The sequence below is a fragment of the Bacillus sp. BC08 genome, assembly GCF_054326875.1.
The window spans coordinates 1-25913 of sequence record NZ_JBTGPA010000018.1 but is presented as its reverse complement, the minus strand read 5'-3'; the positions used below and the strand labels follow the sequence as shown (position 1 = coordinate 25913).

Genomic DNA, 25913 nt, shown 5'->3' with positions numbered 1-25913 from the left:
TTTAATTATAAATATTTTCCAGTTTCAAGTAAAGATATCTTTACAAATTTTAGAAAAACGTTTCACTGAGCATCTTCTCTCACACATTACGATAGAAATTCAATTTATATCAGCGCAACTCCATTTTTATCGGCGATTTTTTTAATATATCGACTTACCGAAAAATACCGACATCCGTAGCACTATAATCATAAGAAAAAGCTGCCCCCAAATACCTTTGGGAGCAGCTTCTTCCTACTACATAAATCCTAACGCATATACAAGAACGTATCCAAGAATAGAAAGGAAAACCGAACCGATCAGCCCCGCCACGAATGCTTTACTTCCTAACTTACGGAACGTTTTAAACTCTACATTTAAACCAAGACCCGCCATCGCCATTGCAATAAGCATATAAGCAATGACAACAATGTATCCGGCAACAACTTCTGGTATAATCCCGAGCGAATGCACTGCACTCATCGCTAAAAATCCGAATATGAACCACGGGATTGGAAGGTCGCGCCACGATTTTTTTCCCTCGCTTCCTTCACTCTTACCAAACCATAGTCCAATTAAAATCGCTACTGGTACAAGCATTGCTACGCGCGTTAGCTTCACGATAACTGCGATATCTACAGCCGTGCTTCCTCCTGGTGCCGCAGCTGCGATGACATGGGCGATCTCATGCAGCGTCGCACCTGAGAATACACCATAACCGTACGGTGAGAAGCCAAGCACTGGGTATAATAGCGTATAAATAAGTGTAAATATTGTACCTAAAATTGCAATAATCGCTGCCCCAACTGCCGTTTCTTCATCCTTCGCTTTCACTTGCGGTGCAATTGCCACGACCGCAGCCGCGCCGCAAATTGCTGTTCCGCACGCTGTTAAAATTCCGAGTTTCTTTTCTACCTTAAATACTTTCGTTAGCCCATATACAACGAAAATCGTAAATGTAATAACAACTGCAGCGATGACCAATACTTTCGGCCCTGCCTTCGCAATATCAACAAGATTTAACCGCATTCCAAGTAAGATGATCCCAAAGCGAAGCAACTTCTTACTCGCAAAGTTCGTCCCTGCAATCGCATCTTGCGGAATTCCAATTGCCGCACGCCAAACCATCCCAATTAGAATAGCAATTACTAATTGTCCCATAATATTTAAAAAAGGAAGCTCTGCTAAATATTTCGCAGCAATTGCGATTAATAGTGTAATCCCAATTCCTTGCGAAAATCCAAAGCCCTTCTTCTTTTGTATAACAAGTGTTTGTTCCACTTTGAACCACTCCAATAATCGTATTGGAACATGCATGTTCTTTCTACTTACATTATAAGAGAGTTTTTATAATAAGTTTAATATCAATATTGAATCTCTATCATCAGAAATACTTATGATAAAATGATAGAAAAAGAAAGGAGCCCATTACATGAACGTAGACATTTTAAAAATATTTGTTACTGTCGTTGAACAGAAGCACTTCTCCCGTGCAGCAGAATTATTAAACCTTTCACAGCCTGGCGTAAGTATGCATATACGCAACTTAGAAAATGAATTTGGAACTACACTCATTCAGCGCTCTCCGAAGCACGTTCAAGTGACAGAGGCTGGAAACATATTATATATACATGCTAAGCAAATGCTCTCCCTTTATGAAGATGCTAAGCAAGAAATTAACGAGCTACATAACGTTGTAACAGGAACTCTTCGCATCGGTGCTAGTTTTACAATTGGCGAATACTTACTTCCAAAAATACTGGCTAACTATGCGAATGAAAATCCACACGTCGAAGTTCATACCTTTATCTCAAATACAGAAGATGTTTTGCAAAGCCTTCGCTCTAATCAAATTGATATCGGCTTAGTGGAAGGGCAAGTCGTATACGCCGACGTTGACGTTGAAACGTTTATGCAAGATGAAATGAAGCTCGTCGTCCCGCCAAATCATCCACTACTCCGCACAAATGAAATAAATGAAAGCACACTCCAAGATCAAGTATGGGTATTAAGGGAAAGTGGGTCTGGTACACGCGCTTATAGTGACCGCTTTATTCATCAACACCATTTAAAAATGAAACGATTCTTTACATTTAGTAGTATCCAAAGCGTGAAGGAAGCAGTTAGTGCCGGACTTGGCATCGCTATCCTTTCTGATTGGACCATACGGAAAGAGTTACTGGCAAAAGAGCTATTCCACGTTGAAGTTCCAAATGAACAACTCATCCGTCCATTCTCCATCGTGCGCGGCAAATATTTTATTCCGTCTAAGGCCATTCAAGTGTTTTTAAATCATGTAGATTCTTTTGCGAAAAAACAGAGTTGACCTTCACATTAGTGTGAAGGTTTACAATACATGTAAAAGGAGTGAAACACATTGCGGATTGGAGAGCTATCAAAAGAAACTGGCATTAGCGAAAGATCACTAAGACATTATGAAGAAAAGGGGTTACTCCCTTCGAACCGCCTCGCAAATGGCTACCGTGATTTTGATGAAAGTGCCATCGAAAAAGTGGAGCTTATTCAAATGTACTTACAAATTGGCTTAAATTTAGAAGAGACGGCAAAGATGCTGCGCTGCCTTGAAATCGAACCGCATCTGTACGAAAATCCTTGCAGCAGTATCCTAACGCTTTATGAAGATAAACTCAATGAAGTAACGAAGCAAATCTCATTACTTTCCAGTATTCAAACAAATTTGCAAAAACACGTTTCACTCCTAAAACAAGCAAAAGAAAAGGAATGATTACATGTTTGTTATACATGGCAGTTCAAGACAAAATGGAAATACAGAAACTTTAACACATAGGATGATCGATGGAATTGAAACAGAACAAATTTACTTGCGAGACCATACAATCCATCCTATTTCAGACCAGCGTCATGACGCAGAAGGATTCCAATCTGTAAACGATGACTATCAAAATTTAATTAAACGCATGCTAGAGCACGACACAATTATCTTTGCTACACCACTATACTGGTATGGAATGAGCGGTCATATGAAAAACTTCGTCGATCGCTGGTCACAAAGCTTGCGTGATACATCTCTTCATTTCAAAGAAAAAATGAAAGGTAAAAAAATGTACGTTGTCATCGTTGGCGGAGACAATCCAAAGCTGAAAGCATTACCGCTTATCGCTCAGTTCCAATACATCTTTGATTTTGTTGGTTCATCATTTGAAGGGTATGTTATTGGAGATGCGAATGGATTGGATGAAATCAAAAATGATGCTGAAGCACTAGCAAAGGCACAACTGTATAATAACGAATTCAAAAATCATAAACAGAAATAAGTTTGACAAACCATTTTGTATGCGCATACAATAAAAGTAATATTATGAAAGGAAGGTACTTTGACCAATGAAGTTCTAATTCTCTTATTTATTTCATCCATCACAAATAGTGAACAAAAAATGATGAAAACTAGCAGGGGATTAGTCTGTCCATTTGTCGATACTTTCTTTCGAAACGATCATGTGAAAAATCGTTTATTTATGTACGATTTTTACATGCAAGGGCGACGTTTATCCTCTCTAGTGAAACTAGGGAGGTTTTTTTATGACTATTTTATTCGCACGTAATATTGAAAAGAGCTTTGGTGATCGCACACTATTTACGTTACCGTCACTGGAAATTCAGGCACAGGACCGCATCGGAATTGTCGGAGTCAACGGAGCTGGTAAATCTACGTTATTACAAATATTAAGTAAAGAAATAGAAGCTGACAATGGCATAGTAACTCATCATAGTTCTATCAGCATCATTCCTCAACTTAGCGAGGAACTACCAGAAACCGCTTCTTCTCTCGCAAAAGGAAAATGGAGTATTTCAAACGTTACAGATGCAATGAGCGGTGGTGAACGAATGCGACTAAAGATTGCCCATGCTCTCGAGCAAGATGCAGGCATTTTATTCGCTGATGAACCAACAAGCCACTTAGATATGGTTGGCACAGAGCAATTAGAAAAAGCACTTTTATCTTATAAAGGGGCACTTGTTTTAATATCGCACGATCGTGATTTTTTAGATAATATATGTACAAAAATCATTGAAATTGAAGACGGCATGATTCAAGAGTATAAAGGAAACTATTCCAACTATCGAAAGCAAAAAGAACATGAACGAATACAAAAACAAGCAGAGTATGAGCAATATATACAAGAAAAAAATCGTTTAGAGCAATCAATTTCACAAAAAAAGCAACGTGCTTCTCGCATGACGAAAATCCCAACTCGGTTCAGTTCATCTGAATCTAAACTTTATAAGTTAAGCGGGGCTCATGGGCAAGAACAGGTTAGCAAAGCAGCAAAGGCATTAGAAACACGTCTCGAAAAACTAGAAAAGAAAGAAAAGCCAAAAGATCTTTCTCAGGCTCAGTTTGACGTGCAATACCATACACCCATTCATAGTAAAGTGGCAGTACAGTTCAATAAAGCAACAAAGAAAATAGGCGACCGCACACTATTTAAAAATATGAATGGAACTATTGCCCCTAGTGCAAAGCTTGCTATTTTAGGTGCAAACGGAAGCGGTAAAACAACTGTGTTCAACATGCTTCTCGCAAACGAGCGTGGCATTCAGCTTTCGAAAAGTTGTAAAATTGGATACTTTGAACAAACACTATCCATTTTAAAAACAGATAAAACCATTTTAGAGAACGTTCTAGAAGAAACCAACTATACAGAAGCATTCGTTCGAACAATACTCGCACGGCTTCTATTCCGCCGTGAAGATGTTCATAAACCTGTGCATGTCTTAAGTGGCGGCGAGCGAATGAAGGTTGCGCTCGCAAAAGTATTTTTAGGAAACTATAATATGCTTCTTCTCGATGAACCGACAAACTATTTGGACTTAGCGACGCAAGAAGAATTAGAAAGCATGTTACAAGAATACCCTGGCACAATACTTTTCATTAGCCATGACCGTGCCTTTATTCGCTCTGTTGCAGACCATATTCTACAAGTAGACGAAAGTGAACCAAAAGTATTCCACGGTAATTACGAGCAATACACAAAAAGAACAACAGGGGATTCTGTAAACGTTACTGAACAAGAATTATTACGATTACAAACAAAATTAACAGAAATCATCGGCCGAATTTCCATACCAAATCATCACGATGACATCACATCTCTCGAACAAGAATACGAAACATTATTAGTTCAAATCCGGAAATGTAAGGAAGCGCTCTAATGTCTTCCCTATATATCGACAAGGCCTTCCGCATTTCCCAAGAAATATTGGAACTTCGACATAGAATAGCATCAATAAAAGTAAAAAGCCGTGCATCAGCACGGCTTTTTACTTTAAATACGGACAGCAGTTCCGCTCACTGCAACCATTAGCATCCCTTCGCGAACTACTTCGTAATCCACGTCGATACCAACAATTGCATTCGCATTTTTTTGTCTTGCGAAAGTTTTCATCTCTTCCATTGCAATGTCGCGTGCTTCTTTTAATTTACTTTCATAAGCACCTGCACGACCGCCGACAACGTCACGAACAGAGGCGAAAAGGTCACGAACGATATTCGCGCCCATAATCGCTTCTCCATTGACGATATCGATATACTCAATAATTTCTTTCCCTTGAATTGTAGACGTTGTTGTTACAATCATACTTTATAGCCTCCCATATAAGTTGTTCATCTACTTATAGGATGTGCTAATTCAGTACAAATTATATTTACGAACTAAACTGAGCTTCGTATAACCTACTGTATCCTCCGCCTTGCTCAATTAATTCTTCATGTGAACCTTGTTCTGCAATACCATCTTTATTTACAACGACGATACGATCTGCATTTTTAATCGTTGCAAGTCTATGAGCGATAACTAATGTTGTACGGCCGACAGATAGTTCAGCAAGTGATTTTTGAATCGCTAGTTCCGTCTCTGTATCTAATGCAGAAGTCGCTTCATCTAATATTAAAATTGGCGGGTTTTTCAAGAACATACGAGCAATCGCTAGACGCTGCTTTTGTCCACCAGAAAGTTTCACGCCGCGCTCACCGATAACAGTATCTAAACCGTCTGGTTGTGAGTAAATTAAGTCTTCTAACTGCGCACGTTTTACTGCCTGCCAAATTTCAGCTTCTGACGCCTTTAAATTTCCGTAAGCAATATTTTCACGAATCGTTCCTGAGAATAAGAACACATCTTGCTGCACAATTCCAATTTGCTTACGAAGTGAAGATAACGTCATATCATTCGTATCAATACCATCAATTTGGATTGAACCAGACGATTGTTCATAAAAACGTGGAAGTAAACTACATAACGTTGTTTTTCCAGCTCCTGATGGTCCAACAAACGCCACTGTTTCACCTGCATGTATTTTCAAACTAATATCATTTAAAATCGGTTCTTTGTTTTCATATCCGAACGTAATGTTGCTATATTGAATATCACCATGTACATGCTTAACTTCCATCGCATCTTTAGAATCTACAATGTCTGGCTCTGTTTCAAGAAGCTCTACATATCTCTTAAAACCAGCGATTCCTTTCGGATAGCTTTCGATTACTGCATTAATTTTTTCAATTGGGCGGAAGAAAATATTCGTTAATAAAACGAATCCGATAAATCCACCGTACGTTAATTCACCCTGCAGAACAAACCATGTACCGCATATTAAGACGAAGAGCGTTACGAGACGCATGAGCATATAACTAATCGATGAATTCAATGCCATAATTTTATACGCCATTAATTTCGTTGTACGGAAACGAGCGTTGTTAACAGCAAATTGCTCTTTCTCAAACTTTTCATTTCCGAATGCTTGTACAACGCGGATACCACCAACGTTGTTCTCAATACATGCATTGAAATCAGCAACGTCTGAGAATAAACGTCTAAACGTACCTGTCATTTTTTTGTTAAAGTAAAGGGCTAACCATAATAAGAATGGAATGACGAAGAACGTTAATAGCGCTAACTTCCAGTTGATCATCATCATAAATGAGAATGCCCCAAATAAAGTCATAACAGCGATAAATAAATCTTCTGGCCCGTGGTGAGCAATTTCCCCAATTTCCATTAAGTCGTTTGTAAGACGTGAAATTAAATGACCTGTTTTATTATTGTCAAAAAATCTGAATGATAGCTTTTGAATGTGATCAAATAATTTCTGCCTCATATCCGTTTCAATGTTAACGCCAAGCATATGTCCCCAATATGTAACGACATATTGTAAGCCTGCATTTAAAATATACACTGCAAGTAAACCGAAACAAGCCCATAAAATAAGCGTCCAGTTTTGCCCTGGCAATAACTTATCAATAAATTGATTTACGATAAGCGGGAAGCCAAGTTCTAGTAACCCTGCGACAACCGCGCAAGAAAAGTCGAGTATAAATAAACCTTTATACGGTTTATAGTAAGAAAAAAATTTACGTAGCATATCTTACCTCCATTTTCCAAAATTAAAAAGACTCCCTAAATGATAACCATTATCAAATAATTATTCAAGTTATCCGTCTATGAAACTAAAAAGAATGTTTTCGATAGTTGTCGTTTCTTGCCGGAAAGTCGATATATTGGAATAATCGCCGATATAAATCCTATTTACTACCTCCCGCCCCCCACAACCAAAAAGGGTATCACCACAAGGTGATACCCCACTTCTATTACATCGCTTCCGAATCCCACTCATGCTCCTGCTGAACAAACACAATTCCTAGTTCGTGATGTCCTCCGGCGTATAATGCCGTTTGAGCAAGGCGAAGCTCTCCATTTGTATCTAATACTTCTAACTTACAAAATGCTCCTGTCGTCTTCGTTTGAAGCGCATCATAAAATTCCTCAGCACTTCTTGGAATGACTCCATTTACTTTCGTAATCACTTCTCCAGGCAGTAAATTCAGCTCTGCCCCAATTGTATTCGGGATTGTATCTAATACAACAAGTCCATCATTACGTGCAGCGAAATACGCAGGTCTTGTTTCATCCGCAATTTTTTCTTGCATGGAAATTGTGAAACGTCCAAGCATTGCGGCTCCCATCGCGATAATGGCCAGTACGTGCCACCAATAACTTGCGACTCCTAAAACAAGCACAAGTCCTGCTAATCCGTACACACGTCTTCCTGTAAATAATAAAGCTTCCGTTGGCTCATAACTTCTAATCCTTCTCATAAATCCAATTAAAAATGGAACGAGGAATAGAGAATATGTATCTGAACCGATTGAAACGACAGGCCACCATGAAATAAATTGTGTTATCGCGTCACCTGGTACAAGAATAAAAATAGGAACGATCCATAAACGCTTTGATTCGTGTAAACCAATCTTTAACCCGCGCTTACCCTTCCTAATCTTCGGCGTCGAATATCCTACTGCATTTTTAGAAATCAATAAACCTTCTACAACGAGCATGACGCCTAGTAAAATAGCAAGGGATACGATCGTACTCTCTTCACCCTCTCCAAGCTGTAAGAAGGAAACTGGTAGCTTAGAAGATAATAGAACACATACAATCGCGATACTAAGCGTATAAGCTGCTGATAAATATCGATACATTGCAGTTAATCCAAATAGTAACGTCCATAATAAGATGACCCATAAGCTCGCTTTAGAAACAACAAGTCCAAGTCCAATTGTAATAATAGATACGATTAATCCGTATTTAACTCCTGCAAATAGAGATGTTCGCAGTTCAAACCAAATATCATAAACTTTAAAGGAAAAATCCTTTCTTTCACGTAACATACGTAAGTATCCAACGAAGATACTACTTATTAAAAACACATAGACAGCAGGGTGTAAGAAAAAACGTCCAACTGCCCGCATTATTTCAAAAATCCATGCCTCCACGAACCCATTCACCACCATTTATATCATTCTTTCTTTTTATATTATCATAACTGGACAAACGTTTGTTTAACACAAAAAAATACAGGCAGCAAACTGCCTGTATTTCACTTTATTTCGCTATTAATTTTAATGCGGACTGTAATTGTAGATCATTTTCTCCAGAACGGATTTTTTCAATAATTTTCGTTTGAATCGCCTCAGCTGTCTTTTTATCCAGCTGCCCTGTCGCTTCCATCTCATTCGCATTTTGGAATGCTTTCAGCGCTGATTCTGTCTCTTTACTAAAGTATCCATCTTCACGCCCTGGTACATATCCTAGGCTCTTAAGCATTTCTTGTGCGTGTTTTACTTGCACATCATTTGAATTGTATGAAAGTGTTTTTTCAATTTGAATTGGTGTCGCATGATAATAATCTGGTTGCTTCACTTCTACTGTGGGCGCGATTCCTTTTTTATGAATCCAGTTTCCATCCGGTGTTAACCATTTAAACATCGTTAATTTAATGTTGCTGCCATCTTTAAATGGAACAGCTTGCTGCACAGTACCTTTACCAAACGTTTTTTCACCAATTAAATCGTATCCTTCTCCCTCTTTTAGCGCACCCGCTAAAATCTCTGAAGCAGAAGCACTTCCGTTATCAATTAATACTGAAATTGGATATGGCTTTCTCTCTTTCAGTTCCGTAGAGAATTTCTTTTTCTCACCATTTCGTTGCTCTACTTGTAGCATCGGCTTTTTATCCGTCATAATTTCCCCTAGTATCTCTTCTACACTATTTAAGTAGCCACCAGGATTACCACGCACGTCAATAACTAAGCCTTTGATATTTTTCTTCTCTAACTCTTTTAACTGATCCTTAAATTCTTTCGCCGTATTTTCAGCAAAAGAAGTGATTTGCATATAACCGATATCTTTTCCGCTCTCTTGTTTCACAGAACTAAACACAGTGAAGATTGGAATTTTTTCACGCTTAATTTTAAATACAATCGGATCAGCTACTCCTGCACGCTTAATTTCAATCGCGACAGTCGTTCCTTTTTTACCACGGATCTTTAATACTGCTTCTTCACGTGATAAATCTTTCACACTATTTCCATCTACAGATAAAATTTGGTCATTTGGTTTAATTCCAATCTTTTCTGCTGGTGAACCTTTAATTGGAGATACGATAATAAGCTTACCGTCCGTTTTGTTCACCTCAGCCCCAATCCCCTCTAGCTCAGGATCAAGTGATTCACTAAACTGTTTAGCCGTTTCTTTATCCATATACGTGGAATAAGGGTCCTTCAGCGTAGACAACATACCTTGTATTGCACCTTCGACTAACTTGTCATCCTTCACGTCTTCCACATAACGTGAATCAATTAGTGCATACGCCTCATTAATTTTTGCCAAATTCCCTTGCGCGGTGCTAGCGTTTCCACTCGAAATTGTTTGCGTTACTTCTGCTGGGTTAACCCCAAATAAAGACATACCTGCAAACATTCCGCCAGCACCAATTAAAAATGCAACAACCATTCCAATAATTGCAACTCTACGTTTCAATGCGGAATTCCCCTTTCCAAAACACACAGGTGGTGTAGCAAAAGGCATCACACAGTGTGTGATGCCTTTACCTATTTCTACTATATGATAAGCTTGTACGAATTATGTTTGCAACTTTTTATACTTTTAAGAAGCGACGAATTGACATTACACTTCCCCACATACCGATTAAAGCCCCGATTAACACTAATAAACCAGCTAATTGGAATACGAAAGGACTGTATGGTAGAAGTTCGAAAATTGTTCCGCCAAGTTTTTCGTTAAACACGCTTTGTAGTGAATTATACGTAACTAGAATTAAGCCAATTGGAATAATTGATCCTAATACTCCTAAGAATAATCCCTCTAATAAGAACGGCCAACGAATAAACCAGTTTGTTGCACCTACCAGTTTCATAATTTCGATTTCTGTACTACGAGCATAAATTGTAATTTTAATTGTATTAGAGATTAAGAACATCGCTGTGAATAAAAGACCTGCAATTAACGCAATACCGATATTACGTCCTGTTTTTACAGTATCAAATAATTTTTCAACTTGCCCTTTACCATATTGAACATTACTTACAAACTGCATTTTCTCAATCTTTTTCGCGATTGTCGCTGTATCTGTTGGTTCTTTCGCTTTTACAACGAATACGTTTTTAAGTGGGTTATCTTGTTCAAATAACTCAAACGTTTTTCCGCTATCGCCTAAGCTTTTAATTAAGCGTTTTAGCTCTTCTTCTTTAGAAGAATATTTAATAGAGTCTACTTTTGCAATCTTACTCATATCATCTTCTAATTTCTTTTGATCAGCTTCTTTTGCTGCTGGATCAATGTGTACACGAATCTCTACATCTTGCTCTACTTTCGTCGCAAAATGGTTCATATTCATAATCGCTGTTAAAAAGACACCTACAAGTAATAATGTAACTGTTACTGCACTAACAGAAGCAAACGTCATCCATCCGTTACGTGATAGATTCTTTACACCTTCTCGCAAATGTCGACTAAGGGTCTTAGCCTTCATATCCGTATCCTCCCTCAATCTCATCTCGAACAATTTTTCCGCCTTCAATCGCGATTACACGATGACGGATTGTATTTACGATATCTGCGTTATGTGTCGCCATAACGATCGTTGTACCGCGTTCATTGATGCGTGTGAAAATCTTCATAATATCAAGAGCTGTTTCAATATCTAAGTTACCTGTTGGCTCATCGGCAATTACAACCTTTGGTCTATTAACAATTGCTCTCGCAATCGCAACACGTTGCTGCTCTCCGCCTGAAAGTTCACTTGGTAGTGCGTCTGCACGATCTTCAAGACCTACAAGACCTAAAACTTCTGTTACACGCTCACGAATGGCTTCTTTTTCTTCTTCAATTACTTCTAAGGCAAACGCAACATTCTCATATACCGTTAACTTAGGTAGTAATTTAAAATCTTGGAAAATTACGCCTAATTGACGACGGAAATATGGAACATCTCTTTCTGCTAATGTTTCAATAACAAGTCCATTTACATTAATTGATCCTGTAGATGGCTTCTCTTCACGATACATCATTTTAATAAATGTAGATTTCCCGGCTCCACTCGGTCCAACTACGTATACAAACTCACCTTGTTTAATGTTAACTGTGAGACCAGCAATGGCTTTCATACCATTCGGGTACTCCTTATAAACATTCGTCATTTTTATCATTATTTATCACCCAATACTTAATGATTTTTTTCGAAATACTTTTCTGTACATCTAAAAATAAAAGATAACCTTTTATTCTCGCTTAACCAATCTTGTTGAAGGTAGTCTACTTACATTTATAAGCAATACTACTATGTAATATATTTCAGCAAAATTCTACAAACCCCATTGTAACATCAAACGGTTTCCAGTTCGGATACAATTTTGTTACAGTTATGTTACACTCCAAAAAAAGGAAACGAGCTGTCATAGTTCTTACCCAAAAATCATTTTGGGATAAGATTATGTAATCAACTCGTCCATTTTACCCACTTTATTTATGTTCAGCTAACCACTCAGCTACTTTTTTCGCATCCTCACCTTGAATAATTCCTGGTGACATGGAACCGCGACCTTTTTCAATAATCTTTTCAATCTCTGCTGCATCATATTTCTGTCCCACTTTTCGTAAATCCGGTCCAGTTGCTCCCGATAAATCTTTCGCGTGACAGCCTATACAACTTTTTTGGTAAATTTGCTCTGCGCTATCTGTGCTTGCAGATTGTTTCGAAGGTTTACTCTCTTCTTTATTTCCACATGCTCCTAAAGCAAAAACAACTGATGTTCCTAGCGCAATAGCCAACAATTTCTTTTTCACTTCTATCGCTCCCCATTGTTGATATTCTTTTCATTCCTAACACACTCATTTTCATTATAAGCATTATCTTTATATAGAAAAACTAAGGTATATTTCATATTCTTCAAAAATACAGTAAGAACCCTGATAATATAAAGCTTTCATAAGTTGTTTCAATTCTGTGAACAACGTAAAAACTTCTATAAAGAATTCTTGTTGAACAGAAAATCACAAAAGTTCTGTTCAAGTCTTACTCTATTGCCGCTCTGTTTTACTATTCTCTACTTTTTACAATACAATATACAACATTGTATGCTACATATAATCCCATCAAAAAGAGAAGTTGTCGTTTCCAACTTCTCTTCCTCTTTACTTCATTTATAGAAATAAAATCAAATTCTTTATATCCTCGATTATCCTCAGCATATGCCGACAACTTTGTTGGCTTTTTTTCGCTTACCCCGCATTAACGGGCAGTAAGATCCTCAACTCAAAATTCAGCGAAAGCAAAGAAGTTAGGTGCGGAATCAACTGCCCGTAAAAGCCCGATTGGTGAGGGCTGATAATCAGTGGGGATGCCCCCCACTGATTAAAGTTTCACTTTATTAAATGCGAGAACGTAAGTAAGCATCAATAAATGGATCAATTTCTCCATCCATAACTGCTTGCACGTTACCAACCTCTGTATTTGTACGGTGGTCTTTCACAAGAGAATACGGGTGGAATACGTAAGAACGAATTTGGCTACCCCATCCGATTTCTTTTTGTTCACCGCGAATTTCATCTAATTCTGCTTGTTGCTCTTCTAATTTCTTTTGGTATAATTTCGCTTTTAACATTTTCATCGCGTGCTCACGGTTTTTAATCTGTGAACGCTCTGACTGACACGTTACAACTGTGTTTGTAGGTGTATGTGTAATACGAACTGCTGAGTCTGTCGTATTAATATGCTGTCCACCTGCACCACTTGCACGGTACGTATCAATTTTTAAGTCCTCTGAACGTATTTCGATTTCAACTTCATCATTGAACTCAGGTACAACTTCACAAGATACGAACGATGTATGACGACGGCCTGAAGAATCGAATGGTGAAATACGCACAAGACGATGTACACCTTTCTCTGCTTTCAAGTAACCGTAAGCGTTATGACCCTTAATTAATAAAGTAACACTCTTAATACCAGCTTCATCACCTGGTAAGTAGTCAACCGTTTCTACTTTAAATCCACGTTTTTCAGCCCAACGTGTGTACATACGTAATAACATAGAACCCCAGTCTTGTGACTCTGTTCCGCCAGCACCTGGGTGTAATTCTAAAATCGCGTTATTTTTATCATAAGGATCGCTTAGTAGTAACTGAAGCTCATACTCATTCATCTCTTGAATTAAGCCTTTCACTTCTGATTCAAGCTCCTCATGTAAATCTTCATCATACTCTTCTTTTAAAAGCTCATGCGTGATTTCTAAATTTTCGAATGTCTCATCTAACTGACGGAACTTTCCAACCATCTCTTTCAGTGCATTAGCTTCGTTAATTACAACTTGTGCGCCTTGTTGGTCATCCCAAAATCCTGCGCCCATCATTGTCTCTTCTAATTCTGCAATTTGTTTTTCCTTAGTAGGAAGGTCAAAGAGACCCCCTAAAAGCCGCTAATCTCTTAGCCATTTTCTCTAATTCTTGTCTAATTTCTACTAATTCCATTTCCTTCACCTCTATGTAATTGCTGTTACTTTCGTATGAAAACAAGGGAAACTCCCTCCACTTACTAGGGAGAGAGTTTAATCCTTTTATTATAATTTGCAAAACAAGCTGAATTCAGCAGCCGCATTTTTTATTAGCTTACAATGCCACAGCAGTTTTTATATTTCTTGCCACTACCACATTTACATAAATCGTTGCGACCCACTTGGTCACCTTTTACAACTGGTTTTTTCTTCGCTTCTTCGCCATCGCTAGATGGATGAACAGCTTCACCTTGAACAACTTCTTGACGCTCTAAGTTTTGTTCAATTTCAGCTTTCATAATGTAACGAGAAATTTCCTCTTCAATAGAAGCAATCATTGACTCGAACATTGCGAATCCTTCCATTTGATACTCACGAAGTGGATCAATTTGACCGTAAGCACGTAAATGGATACCTTCACGAAGGTGATCCATCGCATCAATATGCTCTGTCCATTTCGTATCTACTACACGGAATACAACAACTTTTTCAAACTCACGCATTTGCTCTTCTGGCAGAAGCTTTTCTTTGTCGTTGTAACGCTCTATTAATTTCGTGATAATTGGCTCGCTCATTTCCTCTGGAGCAAGACGACGTAACTCTTCTTCTTTTATATCGCCTTCTTGCAGAAGGTTTGTATTTAAGTAGTCAACAAGACCTTTAATGTTCCAATCTTCTTCAATTTCCTCTTGTGTATGAAGCGCAACAGCACGTTCTACTGTCGATTTCATCATACCTTCAATAATACTGCGTAAGTTCTCAGAATCCATTACTTCTTGACGCTGTTTGTAAATAACTTCACGTTGCTGACGAAGTACATCATCGTACTGCAGTAACTGCTTACGTGCATCATAGTTATTTCCTTCTACACGTTTTTGTGCAGATTCTACCGCACGAGAAACCATTTTACTTTCAATCGGCTGTGAATCATCCATACCAAGGCGATCCATCATCGCTTTCATATTGTCAGAACCGAAGCGGCGCATTAGTTCATCTTCCATAGACAAGTAGAACTGCGTTACGCCAGGGTCCCCTTGACGACCAGCACGACCACGTAACTGATTATCAATACGACGACTTTCGTGACGCTCTGTACCGATAACTGCTAGACCAATGTTTTTAATATCGTCTCCAAGCTTAATATCCGTACCACGACCAGCCATATTCGTTGCAATCGTTACAGCACCTTTCATACCAGCTTCTGCAATGATATCTGCTTCACGCGCATGGTTTTTCGCGTTTAAAATGTTATGGCGTACACCTTTACGTGTTAACATTTTTGAAATAAGCTCTGACGTTTCAATTGCAACTGTACCAACAAGAATAGGTTGCCCTTGTTTATGACGATTTACAATATCCTCAACAACTGCATTGAATTTGCCTTCCATTGATTTGAAGATTAAATCAGCACGGTCATCACGAATAATATCTTTGTTCGTTGGAATTACGATAACATTCATATTGTAAATACTACGGAATTCTTCTTCTTCCGTTTTTGCTGTACCAGTCATACCAGATAACTTTTCATACATACGGAAATAGTTCTGGAACGTAATTGTTGCGAGTGTCATGCTTTCATTTTGAATTTCTACGCCTTCTTTTGCTTCAATAGCTTGGTGCAAACCTTCGCTATAGCGACGCCCTTTCATAAGACGACCAGTGAATTGGTCTACAATTACGATTTCGCCTTCTTGTACAACATAATCTGTATCAAGGTGCATGACAACGTGTGCACGAAGCGCCTGATTAATATGGTGAAGAAGTGCGACATGTTTTAAATCGAATAAGTTTTCAATATGGAAAGCTTTCTCTGCTTTCGTAATACCATCTTCAGTTAACATTACATTTTTCGTTTTCACATCAAATGAATACTCTTTTTCATTTTCTAACGTACGAACGAATGCATTTGCAAACATGTATAGCTCTGTTGATTTTTGAGCTTGTCCCGAAATAATAAGCGGCGTACGTGCTTCATCGACTAAAATAGAATCGACTTCATCGATAATAGCAAAATGAAGTGGACGCTGAACGCACTGTTCTCTATATAAAACCATGTTGTCACGTAAGTAATCGAATCCAAGCTCATTATTTGTGCTATACGTAATATCAGCAGCATAAGCTTCTTGTTTTTCTTCGCGTGACATACTGTTTAAGTTAATTCCTACTGTTAAGCCTAGGAACTCATGAAGTTGTCCCATTTCGCTTGCATCACGTTGCGCTAAGTATTCATTGACCGTAACAACGTGAACACCTTTTCCTGTTAAAGCATTTAAATATACAGGTAATGTAGATGTTAACGTTTTACCTTCACCCGTTTTCATCTCAGAGATATTCCCTTCATGTAAGGCAATACCACCCATTAACTGCACGCCATACGGACGCATTCCAAGAACACGAGTCGCAGCTTCGCGAACAACCGCAAAAGCTTCAGGAAGTAGATCATCTACTGTTTCACCTTTTGTTAGACGTTCTTTAAATTCAAGCGTCTTTCCTTTTAATTGTTCATCTGTTAGTGGCTTAATAGATGATTCTAATGCATCAATTTGCTCAACTGTCTTCTGCATACGTTTAATTTGGCGTTGATTTACATCAAATACCTTTTTTAAAATACCGATCATAGGAAATACGCTCCTCTTTTTTATTAAAATAAAACTTCCGATTGTTTTTTCTTTTTCTATTACAATCAGTCGTTATAAAAATCAAATGTATGTTATGCCAATTTTTCTCCTAATTAAAAAAACTAAAATGTATATACCTAATGATAATTGTAACACTTGTTTTATAACTATGACAACAATCGGCCGAATGTCTCGTTCTAAATTAAGGAAACTTTTTAAAAAAATCTATTTTTAGCAAAAAAAGCGCAGCCATTTCGGCTGCGCTTTTGAATTATTATTTAGTTTCGATTAAACCGTATTTCCCATCTTTACGGCCGTATACAACATTAGTTTCATTTGTATCAGCATTTGTGAAGACGAAGAAATTATGTCCTAGCATATCCATTTGTAGGATCGCTTCTTCGACGTCCATCGGTTTTAAATCGAATCGTTTTGTACGTACAAGTTCTAATTCATCCTCTTCTACCGCATCCAGAACAGCTACTGCTTCTGGAAGGATAAAGTTCGTTTTCACAGAACCTTTCTCACGTAACTTACGATTTACCTTTGTTTTATGTTTACGAATTTGTCGCTCAAGTTTATCAACTACTAAATCGATAGCAGCGTACATATCGCTATTAGTTTCTTCTGCACGAAGTAATAAATCAGTAAATGGAATTGTTACCTCGACACGTTGCTTGTCAGAGTATACTTTTAAATTAACTTTAATCTCTGGGAATGTATCAAAATAACGCTCTAACTTACTTAGTTTTTTCTCTACATATTCCTTTAATGCTGGAGTTACTTCAATATTTTCACCACGAATGTTGAATTTCATAGATGAATTCCTCCTTTCAAGCCTATGTACTATAATTTCGACATTGGCTTAAAAACTCCTTCTAACTTTTTTAAAAAAATTAGTGGAATTGCGATTTTTTTATCGTTTTTTGTTGAAATGAAAAGATGCATCGTTTCTATCTTTATTTTATCCTATTAACATCGTGAATAACGAATATAACTGTGGACAATTCGTTACAGAAAAGAAACAACTTTTTGACAACTTGATTCATAACAAAAACCCCCTGTAAAAAACAAGAGGTTCTACCATATATATAACGTTGCCACAAACGCAGCTTTCTCTTCCCAAAAACAATATTCCTACAGTTTTACAACATTAGCTGCTTGTGGTCCACGTGCTCCATCTACAATATCAAACTCAACTTGTTGCCCTTCTTCTAATGACTTATATCCATCTTGTTGAATAGCAGAAAAATGAACAAACACATCATCACCATCTTCACGCTCAATAAATCCAAATCCCTTTTCTGCATTGAACCATTTCACTCTTCCTTGCATGTTCATTCCATTCCCTTCACTCTAAAAATCAGGGCATTCGCCCCATACTTTGACTATAACGAATGACAACTTACGAAGTCAAAGGAGACTTATCGCCTTTTTATTATCCCTTTCGACAGTTACAGATCAACTTCTACAGAGCGTCAAACTAGAAACTTCCCTTGCTCCTCTATCGTATAAAAGACTTCCAATTTGCCTAACTGTAATTCCTGTCGTATATACATCGTCAACGAGTAAGATATGTTGGTCATGAAACATATCTTCTCCCTGAAAATAAAAAGGATTACTTCCCGAAAGCCTTTCTTTACGTTTCTTCTTACTTTGCTTTTCTGTTTCTCTTCTTCTTAATGATGGATAAGAAATTTTGACAGGTAAACAAGCTGCTAATAACTCTGCCTGATTAAAACCACGTTCATATTCCCGTTCCCTACTAAGCGGAACAGCAATAACACTTGAAACACTCGTAAAATGCTTTTGAAATAACTCCCGAAAAGATCGATGAAAAATATGAACTAACTCCGCATCCCCCCGAAACTTAAACTGTGCTACTATTTCTTTCATCTCATCATCGTACACGTGCAAAGAACGATTTTTAAAAGGACGATATTTCTCCTTGTTTATCCATCTTATGCAATCTACACAAATATCATTTTCTTTATATTCGGAAGGCAAGCCCTCTAAAGGTCGCCCACATTCCATACAAATGTCTCCTATAATATAGGAAAGTTTCTGCTCACATCTATCACATATATATTTTTTATGAGGCTTTACAAAGAAGGTGTACCAACTAACTGTTTCCAATATATACTCATCGCAAAGTAGACAATGCATTAATCGATTAATCCTTGTTCTTTCGCCTTTTTGTTCATACTTTGAATATGTTTTTTCGCGCGTACCATCGCCTCTGTCTTACCGCAATGAAAATAAACGACCTCGCCATATGGTTCTTCAAAACTACGACCTGCTCGGCCTGCAATTTGTACGAGCGCACTTTCTGAAAAGATTTCTTCTTCCGCCCCTAACACCGCAACTTGTAAATTCTTCACAGTTACTCCTCTCTCTAAAATTGTCGTTGTAACTAATAATGGAATTTCTCCCTTTCTGAAAGCTGCTACTTTTTCTTTTCTCATCGGATCTTCTGCATGTACACCATCAATTCTATGATCCAATCCTTTCAATATCAGGCTCATTTTTTCTATATATCGCACATGGGGAACAAATAAAAAAATGGGGTACTTTTTGCTTACGTACATTTTTAACCATTGTAGTAACACTCGAGGAATTCTTTTATGATGGAGGCTTTTCTTCCAACTTCCGCACCAGCAAAATTGAGGAACTGGTAACGGATGACGATGATATCGCCCTGAGACAATAATACCCTTTTGTTTCCCACTTCTGAAATTACGCTTCCACTTTTCATCAGGAGTCGCCGTTAAATAAATACGCGCTGCTTTCTCTTTCGTCGCTTGTTGCACTGCATACTGTAACATTTGATCTGCATAATACGGGAAGGCATCTATCTCATCTACAACCATGACATGAAACGCTCTATAGTAACGTAACAGTTGATGAGTCGTTGCAACGACTAGCGCTGCATCTTTGTCCCTATCTTCACTTCCTCCGTATAAGGACGCTACATTTACATTTGGAAACACTTTTTGTAATCTCGGCGCTAATTCTAGTACAACATCTGTTCTTGGCGTTGCGATACAAACTCTTTCTCCCTTTTGAAGTGCCTTTGCAATACCGTAAAACAACATTTCTGTTTTTCCAGCCCCGCACACAGCCCAAATAAAAAAAGAGTCTTTCTGCTTAATAGCTTCTATAACACCTTGCGCCGCCAACTCCTGACCAGTAGACAAAGTTCCGTTCCACTGTAACGAATTTAAACCTTTTTCACCTTTTCTTTCAGCGATCCCACGAACGAGTACAGCACATTCACTAACTCTCCCCATCGTGATACACTTCCTGCAATACGTGCACACTTTACTACATCTTTTACATGAAAATGATGCAAATAGTCGTTGCTCTATATTTCCACAGCGCTGACATATATATTTAGAAGACTTTTTTGTTACGCCTTGTACACATACGACCTTCCTCTTCTTTTTCAAATCATGTAATGTATCCCTTAAATCTGAAGAGAGTTCCTCTAATAGTAACTGTTTCCCTGCTAACATCAGCAACCACCTCCAGCACTACTATAAACCCTTCTCATAATCTCGTAAAAACTCAAAAAAGCCGATAACCTACTTATAAAATAGTAAGCTATCGACTTTATACACGTTTTTTTATTAAATTATAATCTTATAATCTTCCATAACCTAAGAAATGTTTTTGATTATAACTACTGCTTAAGCTAGCGTAAGCAATCCCTTTATCACCAGCATGAATCATTTGGCCATTCCCAACGTAAATACCGATGTGAGATGGACCTGGTTTATAAGTGCCTTGGAAGAATACTAAATCTCCAGGTTGTGGGCTACTTACTTTAGAAACTGAGTTCCAGTAACCTGCAACGTCTTGACGTCCTACACCATAGATGTAAGAAATGAATCCACTACAGTCAAAACCACCGTTTGATGGAGATGCACTTCCCCAAACATATGGTAAACCTAAGTAGCCTTGCGCTTTACCAATTACGCCACCCGCATTTGGAGTTGGTGCTGGCTCTGCTTGTTTCTTTTCTTGCTTAGGTGCTTCTTTTTTAGGCTCTTCTTTTTTAGGTTCTTCTTTTTGAGCTGGTGCTGCTGGCTGAGCTGGTGCCGCTTGTGCTGGTTGAGCCTGTGCTGACTGAGCTTGCGCATCTTTAGCAGCTTGCTCTGCTTGCTTTTGAGCAGCAGCTTCTTGTGCAGCTTTTTCTTGTGCTTCTTGTTCAGCAATACGTTGTAATTGTAGTGCTTGTTTTTCAAGATCTTTCAATTGACTTTCCGTACTTGTCATTGAAGTTACAACTGTATCCATTTTACCGCTTAAATCATTTACTGCTGTTGATTTTTTCGCTTTTTCAGCGTCAAGTTCTTTCTTAGCAGTTTCAATTTGAGCTTGTGCTTCTTTTAATTCTTTTTGCTTTGTTTTTACCGTTTCAACATCTTTTTTCACGTTCGCTTGATCTTCTTGTTGTGTTTTCATGATATCTTCATCAGACTCAAGAATTTTAGAAACAGAAGCTAAACGATCAACTAAATCTGCAACGTTTTTAGAGTTTACAAGAACTTCTGTTACAACATTTGTGTTTGGTTGCTCTTGAAGTGCAACTAAACGTTTTCTTAATAACTCTTCACGTTTTGCAATTTTCGTTTGTAGTTCTGCAATATCTTTATTTTTATTTTCGATTAATTTCTCAGTATCAGCAACTTTTTTCGTTGTTTCATCAAGCTTTGAAGTATTCTCTTGAACAGACTTATCTAAACCTTGAATTGTTTTGTTTAAGTCATTCATTTGTTTTTGTAATTCATCACGTTCTTGTTGTTGTTTATGTAAAGTGTCATTTTGTGTATTAATTTGTGATTTCACGTCAGAAATTTTATCTTCTGCAAATACATTTGGTGTTAGTCCTGAAAACATTAACCCTGCAACTAATGCGCAAGATGCCATTTTTAGCTTTTTCATTTTATTTTTTACACCGCTTTCTTTTGTCTTTTTCCGTATATAACCTATAAAATTTATACCATAATTCGGGATTTTTTTTGCTAATGTTACGCTATTGTAAAACAAATGTAATATTACATGTAACTCTATCGCAAAATATGCATATTTTTGTATATATGTGTAGAATTTTAAAAGCTTTTTATAAGCAAAAAAAAACGCAAGGTTTCCCTTACGTTTTGTTAAATACACCAATACAAATGAAATCAAAACGTTATTTCATCCATTTCTCAGCCCAATTTTGAACTTCATCCATAACACTTTCTAATGCTTTTCCTTTTTCAGTTAAGCCGTACTCGATTCGAACTGGTACTTCTGGATAAACATTACGAACTACAATGCCTTCGCTTTCCAATTCCTTTAAACGCTCTGACAACATACGATCGCTCATATTTGGTATAATATCTGCAATTTCTCTAAAACGTTTTGACTCTTCAAGCAAAGATTTAATAATTAAACCAGTCCATTTTTTACTAAGCAAAGTAAAAGCTGACTCAAACTTTGGACATAAACAAGAATTATGCTCCATATGTTTCACCTCTCTTCCATTATAATATAGTCTCTTGTAAAAAGTAAGTTATAAAACTTTCCTCATTATTTTATTTTACGTACATTCTATCATTTCCAAATATTAACTTGTCAACTACACGTAAAATATCCGTAAAAAAACCCTCTTCAAAAAGAGAGCTTTTTATATCTTATTACTTCGTATACCATCCAAGACCTAGTGCACCTTCACCTAAATGCGTTCCAATTACAGCACCGAAATAACCTGTGCGGATTGTGACATGAGGATATTTTGCTTCTAATTCAGCCTTCCATTCATTCGCTTCCTCTTCACGTTGTGCATGAATGATAACTGCTTCCATAGGTACACCTTTACTTGCTTGCTCATCAAAAATTTCAACAATTCGTTTTAACGCCTTTTTACGTGTACGAATTTTTTCAAATGGAATAATGATTTTATCTCTAAAATATAAAACGGGCTTCACTTGTAACAAACTACCAATGAAGGCTTGCGCACTATTTAATCGTCCTCCACGTTGTAAATGATGTAAATCATCTACTACAAAATAAGCGTCCATCGTTTGCTTCATTTCATCAAAACGGGCAATGATCTCTTTCGGATCCTTTCCTTCGCTTGCTAATTTCGCTCCTTCACGCACATAGAATCCTTGTACTTCACAGCTAATTTCAGAGTCGTACGTATATACATCAATACCCTCTACCATCTGCCCAGCTGTCGTTGCCGTTTGATATGTACCACTAATCCCACTTGAAAGATGAATACTAATAACCGCATCATAATCCTTCGATAGTTCTTCAAATAACTCAACAAACTTTCCGATTGCTGGCTGAGAAGTTTTCGGAAGTTCTTCTTGCTCACGTACTTTTACATAGAAATCATCTACTGAAATTTCAGCTTCTTCTTGATAAGATTCCGTTCCAAATACAACGTTTAATGGAATCATATATATATTGAGTTCATCACGAATATGCTTCGGTATATATGCTGTACTATCAGTAACAATAGCTGTTTTCATTTGCGTACCTGCCTTATAAAAAAGTTTTTATTCCCTAAGTTTACACGAAAACTAAAAATGGTGCATCCATACATGAAAATGCCGATTTGAAATTATACTCACCATCTCGACAAATTACAACAAAAAGGTGAAATACTCATCAAAAATTTCAACTTATTTATAAAAAATGTTTGAATATAAAAACGCTCGCTTTTAAAATGTAAAGTACTAGTCATTTTGATAGATAGGGGCGTATACGAGTGTTATTACAATATTTAACAATCAAAGACTACGGTGAGCACGAAATTGTCATTCAAAAATCAAGATTTATCTGTTATATTAGCCGAGCTACAACCGAGGAAGAAGCTCAAGAGTTTATACAAAAAATAAAAAAACAAAATTGGAATGCCACACATAATTGTTCTGCGTATTTGATTGGCGAACAAGATCAGATCCAAAAAGCAAATGATGATGGAGAACCTAGCGGCACAGCTGGCGTACCTATGTTAGAGGTACTAAAAAAACGCGGTTTAAAAGATACCGTCGTTGTCGTTACTCGCTATTTTGGCGGCATCAAACTTGGCGCAGGTGGATTAATTCGCGCATATGGAAAATGTACAAGTGAGGGTATTAATCATGTTGGTGTCGTTCAGCGAAAACTAATGCGTGTTATGCAGACCGAAATTGATTACACATTACTTGGCAAAATTGAAAATGAATTACGCAATTCGAAATATGCCATTAAAGATATACATTACCTAGAAAATGTCACATTTGATACGTATGTAGAAGAAGACGGAAAACAAGCATTCACAGATTGGATGATTGAATTAACAAATGGGAAATGTACAATTACAGAAGGAGATATGTTGTACTTAGAACAAGATGTTATCTAAGAATAACTATATTATCACCTCTAAAGATTAATGTAGTGAATTACTTCCCTACAAATGAACTAAGGAGATTATATATGGAAGAACGTTATTATCATCTCCAAAATAGCAGAATAAAAAAGAAACGAAGAAGAAAGTTTTTCTACTTCCTTATTTTCGTATTTTTATTTGGTGGTGTAGGACTTTATATATTGAATTCCTACTCTTCTCTCATGGGGATGTATAGTGGTTTTACTCGTCAAAAATCGGACTTGAGAACCGAAGATGTAGAAATTACAAAGGAGCCTTTTACACTCCTCATTATGGGTATAGAAGATTATGCAACGGACGGTCAAAACGGTCGTACAGATTCATTAATGTTTGCGACAGTCAATCCTAAAACGAAAAAGATTTCGCTTATGAGTATCCCTCGTGATAGTCGCGTTCCAATTGTTGGTAAGAACAAAGAGGACAAAATTAACGCTGCGCATGCTTACGGCGGAGAAGAAATGGCAATCAAAACAGTCGAAGGTTTTCTAAAAGTTCCTGTAGACCATTATCTTAAAATTGATTTCCAAGGCTTTAAAGGTATTGTTGATGCTGTTGGCGGTGTTACCGTTGATGTCCCATTCGATTTTTGGGAGCGTTCGGACGTGGATTACTACAAAAAAATCGAATTTAAACAAGGACAACAAGACTTAAATGGAGAAGAAGCACTTGCATACGTACGTATGCGAAAACAGGATCCAAACGGCGATTATGGTCGGGCCGCTAGACAAAGACAATTACTAGCAGCTGTTGCTCAAAAACTAAATTCAGCCTCTACCGTATTTAAAATTAAAGATTTAACGGCAGTCGTTGGAAAATATATAAAAACTGACATTCCTATTTCAGACGGACTTGCTCTTTACAATAAATTGTCTGGGTTTGACCCTTCTACAATACAAACGTTCAAACTTGAAGGAGAAGACAAAAAAATAGGTGGTATTTATTACTTCCTTCCAGATCCAATCGGTGTAGAGACAGTACGTAACGAAATTAAAAAAGAATTAGGCGAAACAGCAAACACGCAAGAAAATCCAACTACAAAAACCGAATCAAATCCTTCTTCAAATTCTAACTCTGACGAAAAAGCAAAGAAAGAAACGAATCAGAATCAGAACAAAACACCAACTGAGCCACCTCCTTCTACGAATGCTCATGCAGAGTGGATTATGAGAAATCAGCAATAACAAAAAGAGCCAAATCGCATATGATTTGGCTCTTTTTTATTTACTTATTAAAGTGTTGTAAAATTGCTTCTACAATACGCTCTGATGCACGGCCATCACCGTAAGGATTAGATGCTTTTGACATCTTATCATGAGCTTCTTTATCTGATAACAATTCATCAGCAAGACCAAAGATTGTCTCTTCGTCTGTTCCTGCTAATTTCAATGTACCTGCTTCAATACCTTCTGGGCGCTCCGTTGTATCACGAAGAACAAGAACCGGTACACCTAATGACGGCGCTTCCTCTTGTACACCACCAGAATCAGTTAACATT

Annotated in this window: 24 protein-coding genes; 6 read left to right on the top strand and 18 right to left on the bottom strand. The window is 37.4% G+C overall.

Annotated elements, in window-relative coordinates; translation table 11 throughout:
- Positions 1–237 precede the first annotated feature (237 nt).
- Entirely contained in the window at positions 238–1260 is a 1023-nt protein-coding gene (locus ACXVYO_RS02285) for a YeiH family protein (RefSeq protein ID WP_458465920.1), read from the bottom strand.
- 151 nt (positions 1261–1411) lie between these two features.
- Between ACXVYO_RS02285 and ACXVYO_RS02280 the strand changes: the two genes are divergently transcribed.
- From ACXVYO_RS02280 to abc-f, 4 genes are all read left to right on the top strand, one after another.
- Entirely contained in the window at positions 1412–2305 is an 894-nt protein-coding gene (locus ACXVYO_RS02280) for a LysR family transcriptional regulator (protein ID WP_458465919.1), read from the top strand.
- A gap of 51 nt (positions 2306–2356) precedes the next feature.
- On the top strand, positions 2357–2725 hold the full coding sequence (locus ACXVYO_RS02275; protein WP_458465918.1) for a MerR family transcriptional regulator: 369 nt from the start codon (positions 2357–2359) through the stop codon (positions 2723–2725).
- A 4-nt stretch (positions 2726–2729) separates the two neighbouring features.
- Positions 2730–3275 carry a flavodoxin family protein gene (locus tag ACXVYO_RS02270; RefSeq protein ID WP_458465917.1) on the top strand — a complete coding sequence of 182 codons (546 nt, stop codon included), beginning with the start codon at positions 2730–2732 and terminating at the stop codon, positions 3273–3275.
- A 265-nt stretch (positions 3276–3540) separates the two neighbouring features.
- Positions 3541–5175: a ribosomal protection-like ABC-F family protein gene (gene abc-f, locus ACXVYO_RS02265; protein WP_458465916.1), complete on the top strand. Its 1635-nt coding sequence runs from the start codon at positions 3541–3543 to the stop codon at positions 5173–5175.
- Between the two features lie 113 nt (positions 5176–5288).
- Here the strand turns inward: abc-f and ACXVYO_RS02260 are convergent, their stop codons facing one another.
- The 16 genes from ACXVYO_RS02260 to ACXVYO_RS02185 form a co-directional block, all read right to left on the bottom strand.
- On the bottom strand, positions 5289–5600 hold the full coding sequence (locus ACXVYO_RS02260) for a heavy metal-binding domain-containing protein (protein ID WP_000637523.1): 312 nt from the start codon (positions 5598–5600) through the stop codon (positions 5289–5291).
- 67 nt (positions 5601–5667) lie between these two features.
- Positions 5668–7383 (bottom strand): ABC transporter ATP-binding protein, encoded by a 1716-nt coding sequence (locus tag ACXVYO_RS02255; protein ID WP_458465915.1) that lies wholly within the window; start codon positions 7381–7383, stop codon positions 5668–5670.
- A 226-nt stretch (positions 7384–7609) separates the two neighbouring features.
- The gene (locus tag ACXVYO_RS02250) at positions 7610–8812 is read right to left on the bottom strand and encodes a PDZ domain-containing protein (protein WP_458465914.1); all 1203 of its coding nucleotides are present in this window, start codon (positions 8810–8812) and stop codon (positions 7610–7612) included.
- Between the two features lie 91 nt (positions 8813–8903).
- Entirely contained in the window at positions 8904–10340 is a 1437-nt protein-coding gene (locus ACXVYO_RS02245) for a S41 family peptidase (RefSeq protein ID WP_097950800.1), read from the bottom strand.
- Positions 10341–10458: 118 nt separating this feature from the next.
- Entirely contained in the window at positions 10459–11352 is an 894-nt protein-coding gene (gene ftsX, locus ACXVYO_RS02240; protein ID WP_375807451.1) for a permease-like cell division protein FtsX, read from the bottom strand.
- Positions 11342–12028, bottom strand: coding sequence for a cell division ATP-binding protein FtsE (gene ftsE, locus ACXVYO_RS02235; protein WP_071724655.1), 687 nt, complete (start codon positions 12026–12028; stop codon positions 11342–11344). Before ftsE ends, ftsX begins: the two co-directional genes overlap by 11 nt.
- Positions 12029–12341: 313 nt before the next feature.
- Complete coding sequence (gene cccB / locus ACXVYO_RS02230) at positions 12342–12665, bottom strand: cytochrome c551 (RefSeq protein ID WP_000727965.1); 324 nt, start codon at positions 12663–12665, stop codon at positions 12342–12344.
- Between the two features lie 584 nt (positions 12666–13249).
- A protein-coding gene (gene prfB, locus ACXVYO_RS02225) for a peptide chain release factor 2 (RefSeq protein ID WP_097863750.1) occupies positions 13250–14348 on the bottom strand; the annotation gives its coding sequence in 2 pieces (ribosomal slippage) (positions 13250–14275 and positions 14277–14348; 1098 coding nt in all).
- Positions 14349–14481: 133 nt separating this feature from the next.
- Entirely contained in the window at positions 14482–16989 is a 2508-nt protein-coding gene (gene secA, locus ACXVYO_RS02220) for a preprotein translocase subunit SecA (protein WP_458465913.1), read from the bottom strand.
- A gap of 274 nt (positions 16990–17263) precedes the next feature.
- Positions 17264–17806 (bottom strand): ribosome hibernation-promoting factor, HPF/YfiA family, encoded by a 543-nt coding sequence (gene hpf / locus ACXVYO_RS02215; protein WP_000671193.1) that lies wholly within the window; start codon positions 17804–17806, stop codon positions 17264–17266.
- Positions 17807–18126: 320 nt separating this feature from the next.
- Entirely contained in the window at positions 18127–18324 is a 198-nt protein-coding gene (gene cspC, locus ACXVYO_RS02210) for a cold shock protein CspC (RefSeq protein ID WP_001990088.1), read from the bottom strand.
- A 126-nt stretch (positions 18325–18450) separates the two neighbouring features.
- On the bottom strand, positions 18451–19155 hold the full coding sequence (locus ACXVYO_RS02205) for a ComF family protein (protein ID WP_071724658.1): 705 nt from the start codon (positions 19153–19155) through the stop codon (positions 18451–18453).
- Positions 19155–20504 carry an ATP-dependent helicase ComFA gene (gene comFA, locus ACXVYO_RS02200; protein ID WP_458465912.1) on the bottom strand — a complete coding sequence of 450 codons (1350 nt, stop codon included), beginning with the start codon at positions 20502–20504 and terminating at the stop codon, positions 19155–19157. The genes ACXVYO_RS02205 and comFA overlap by 1 nt, the downstream gene beginning before the upstream one ends.
- Before the next feature lie 127 nt (positions 20505–20631).
- Positions 20632–22041, bottom strand: coding sequence for a C40 family peptidase (locus tag ACXVYO_RS02195; RefSeq protein WP_458465911.1), 1410 nt, complete (start codon positions 22039–22041; stop codon positions 20632–20634).
- Between the two features lie 145 nt (positions 22042–22186).
- Positions 22187–22501 carry a winged helix-turn-helix transcriptional regulator gene (locus ACXVYO_RS02190; RefSeq protein ID WP_000400858.1) on the bottom strand — a complete coding sequence of 105 codons (315 nt, stop codon included), beginning with the start codon at positions 22499–22501 and terminating at the stop codon, positions 22187–22189.
- Between the two features lie 172 nt (positions 22502–22673).
- A complete protein-coding gene (locus tag ACXVYO_RS02185; protein WP_073517110.1) occupies positions 22674–23516 on the bottom strand; it encodes a DegV family protein in 843 nt (280 codons plus the stop codon).
- A gap of 239 nt (positions 23517–23755) precedes the next feature.
- On the opposite strand from ACXVYO_RS02185, the gene ACXVYO_RS02180 reads away from it, so the two are divergent.
- On the top strand, positions 23756–24391 hold the full coding sequence (locus ACXVYO_RS02180) for a YigZ family protein (RefSeq protein WP_073517111.1): 636 nt from the start codon (positions 23756–23758) through the stop codon (positions 24389–24391).
- Between the two features lie 74 nt (positions 24392–24465).
- The gene (locus ACXVYO_RS02175) at positions 24466–25599 is read left to right on the top strand and encodes an LCP family protein (RefSeq protein WP_426970082.1); all 1134 of its coding nucleotides are present in this window, start codon (positions 24466–24468) and stop codon (positions 25597–25599) included.
- A gap of 40 nt (positions 25600–25639) precedes the next feature.
- Here the strand turns inward: ACXVYO_RS02175 and ACXVYO_RS02170 are convergent.
- Positions 25640–25913, bottom strand: a 274-nt coding sequence (locus ACXVYO_RS02170; RefSeq protein WP_176541828.1) for a UDP-N-acetylglucosamine 2-epimerase, incomplete at its 5' end; no start/stop codon positions are given.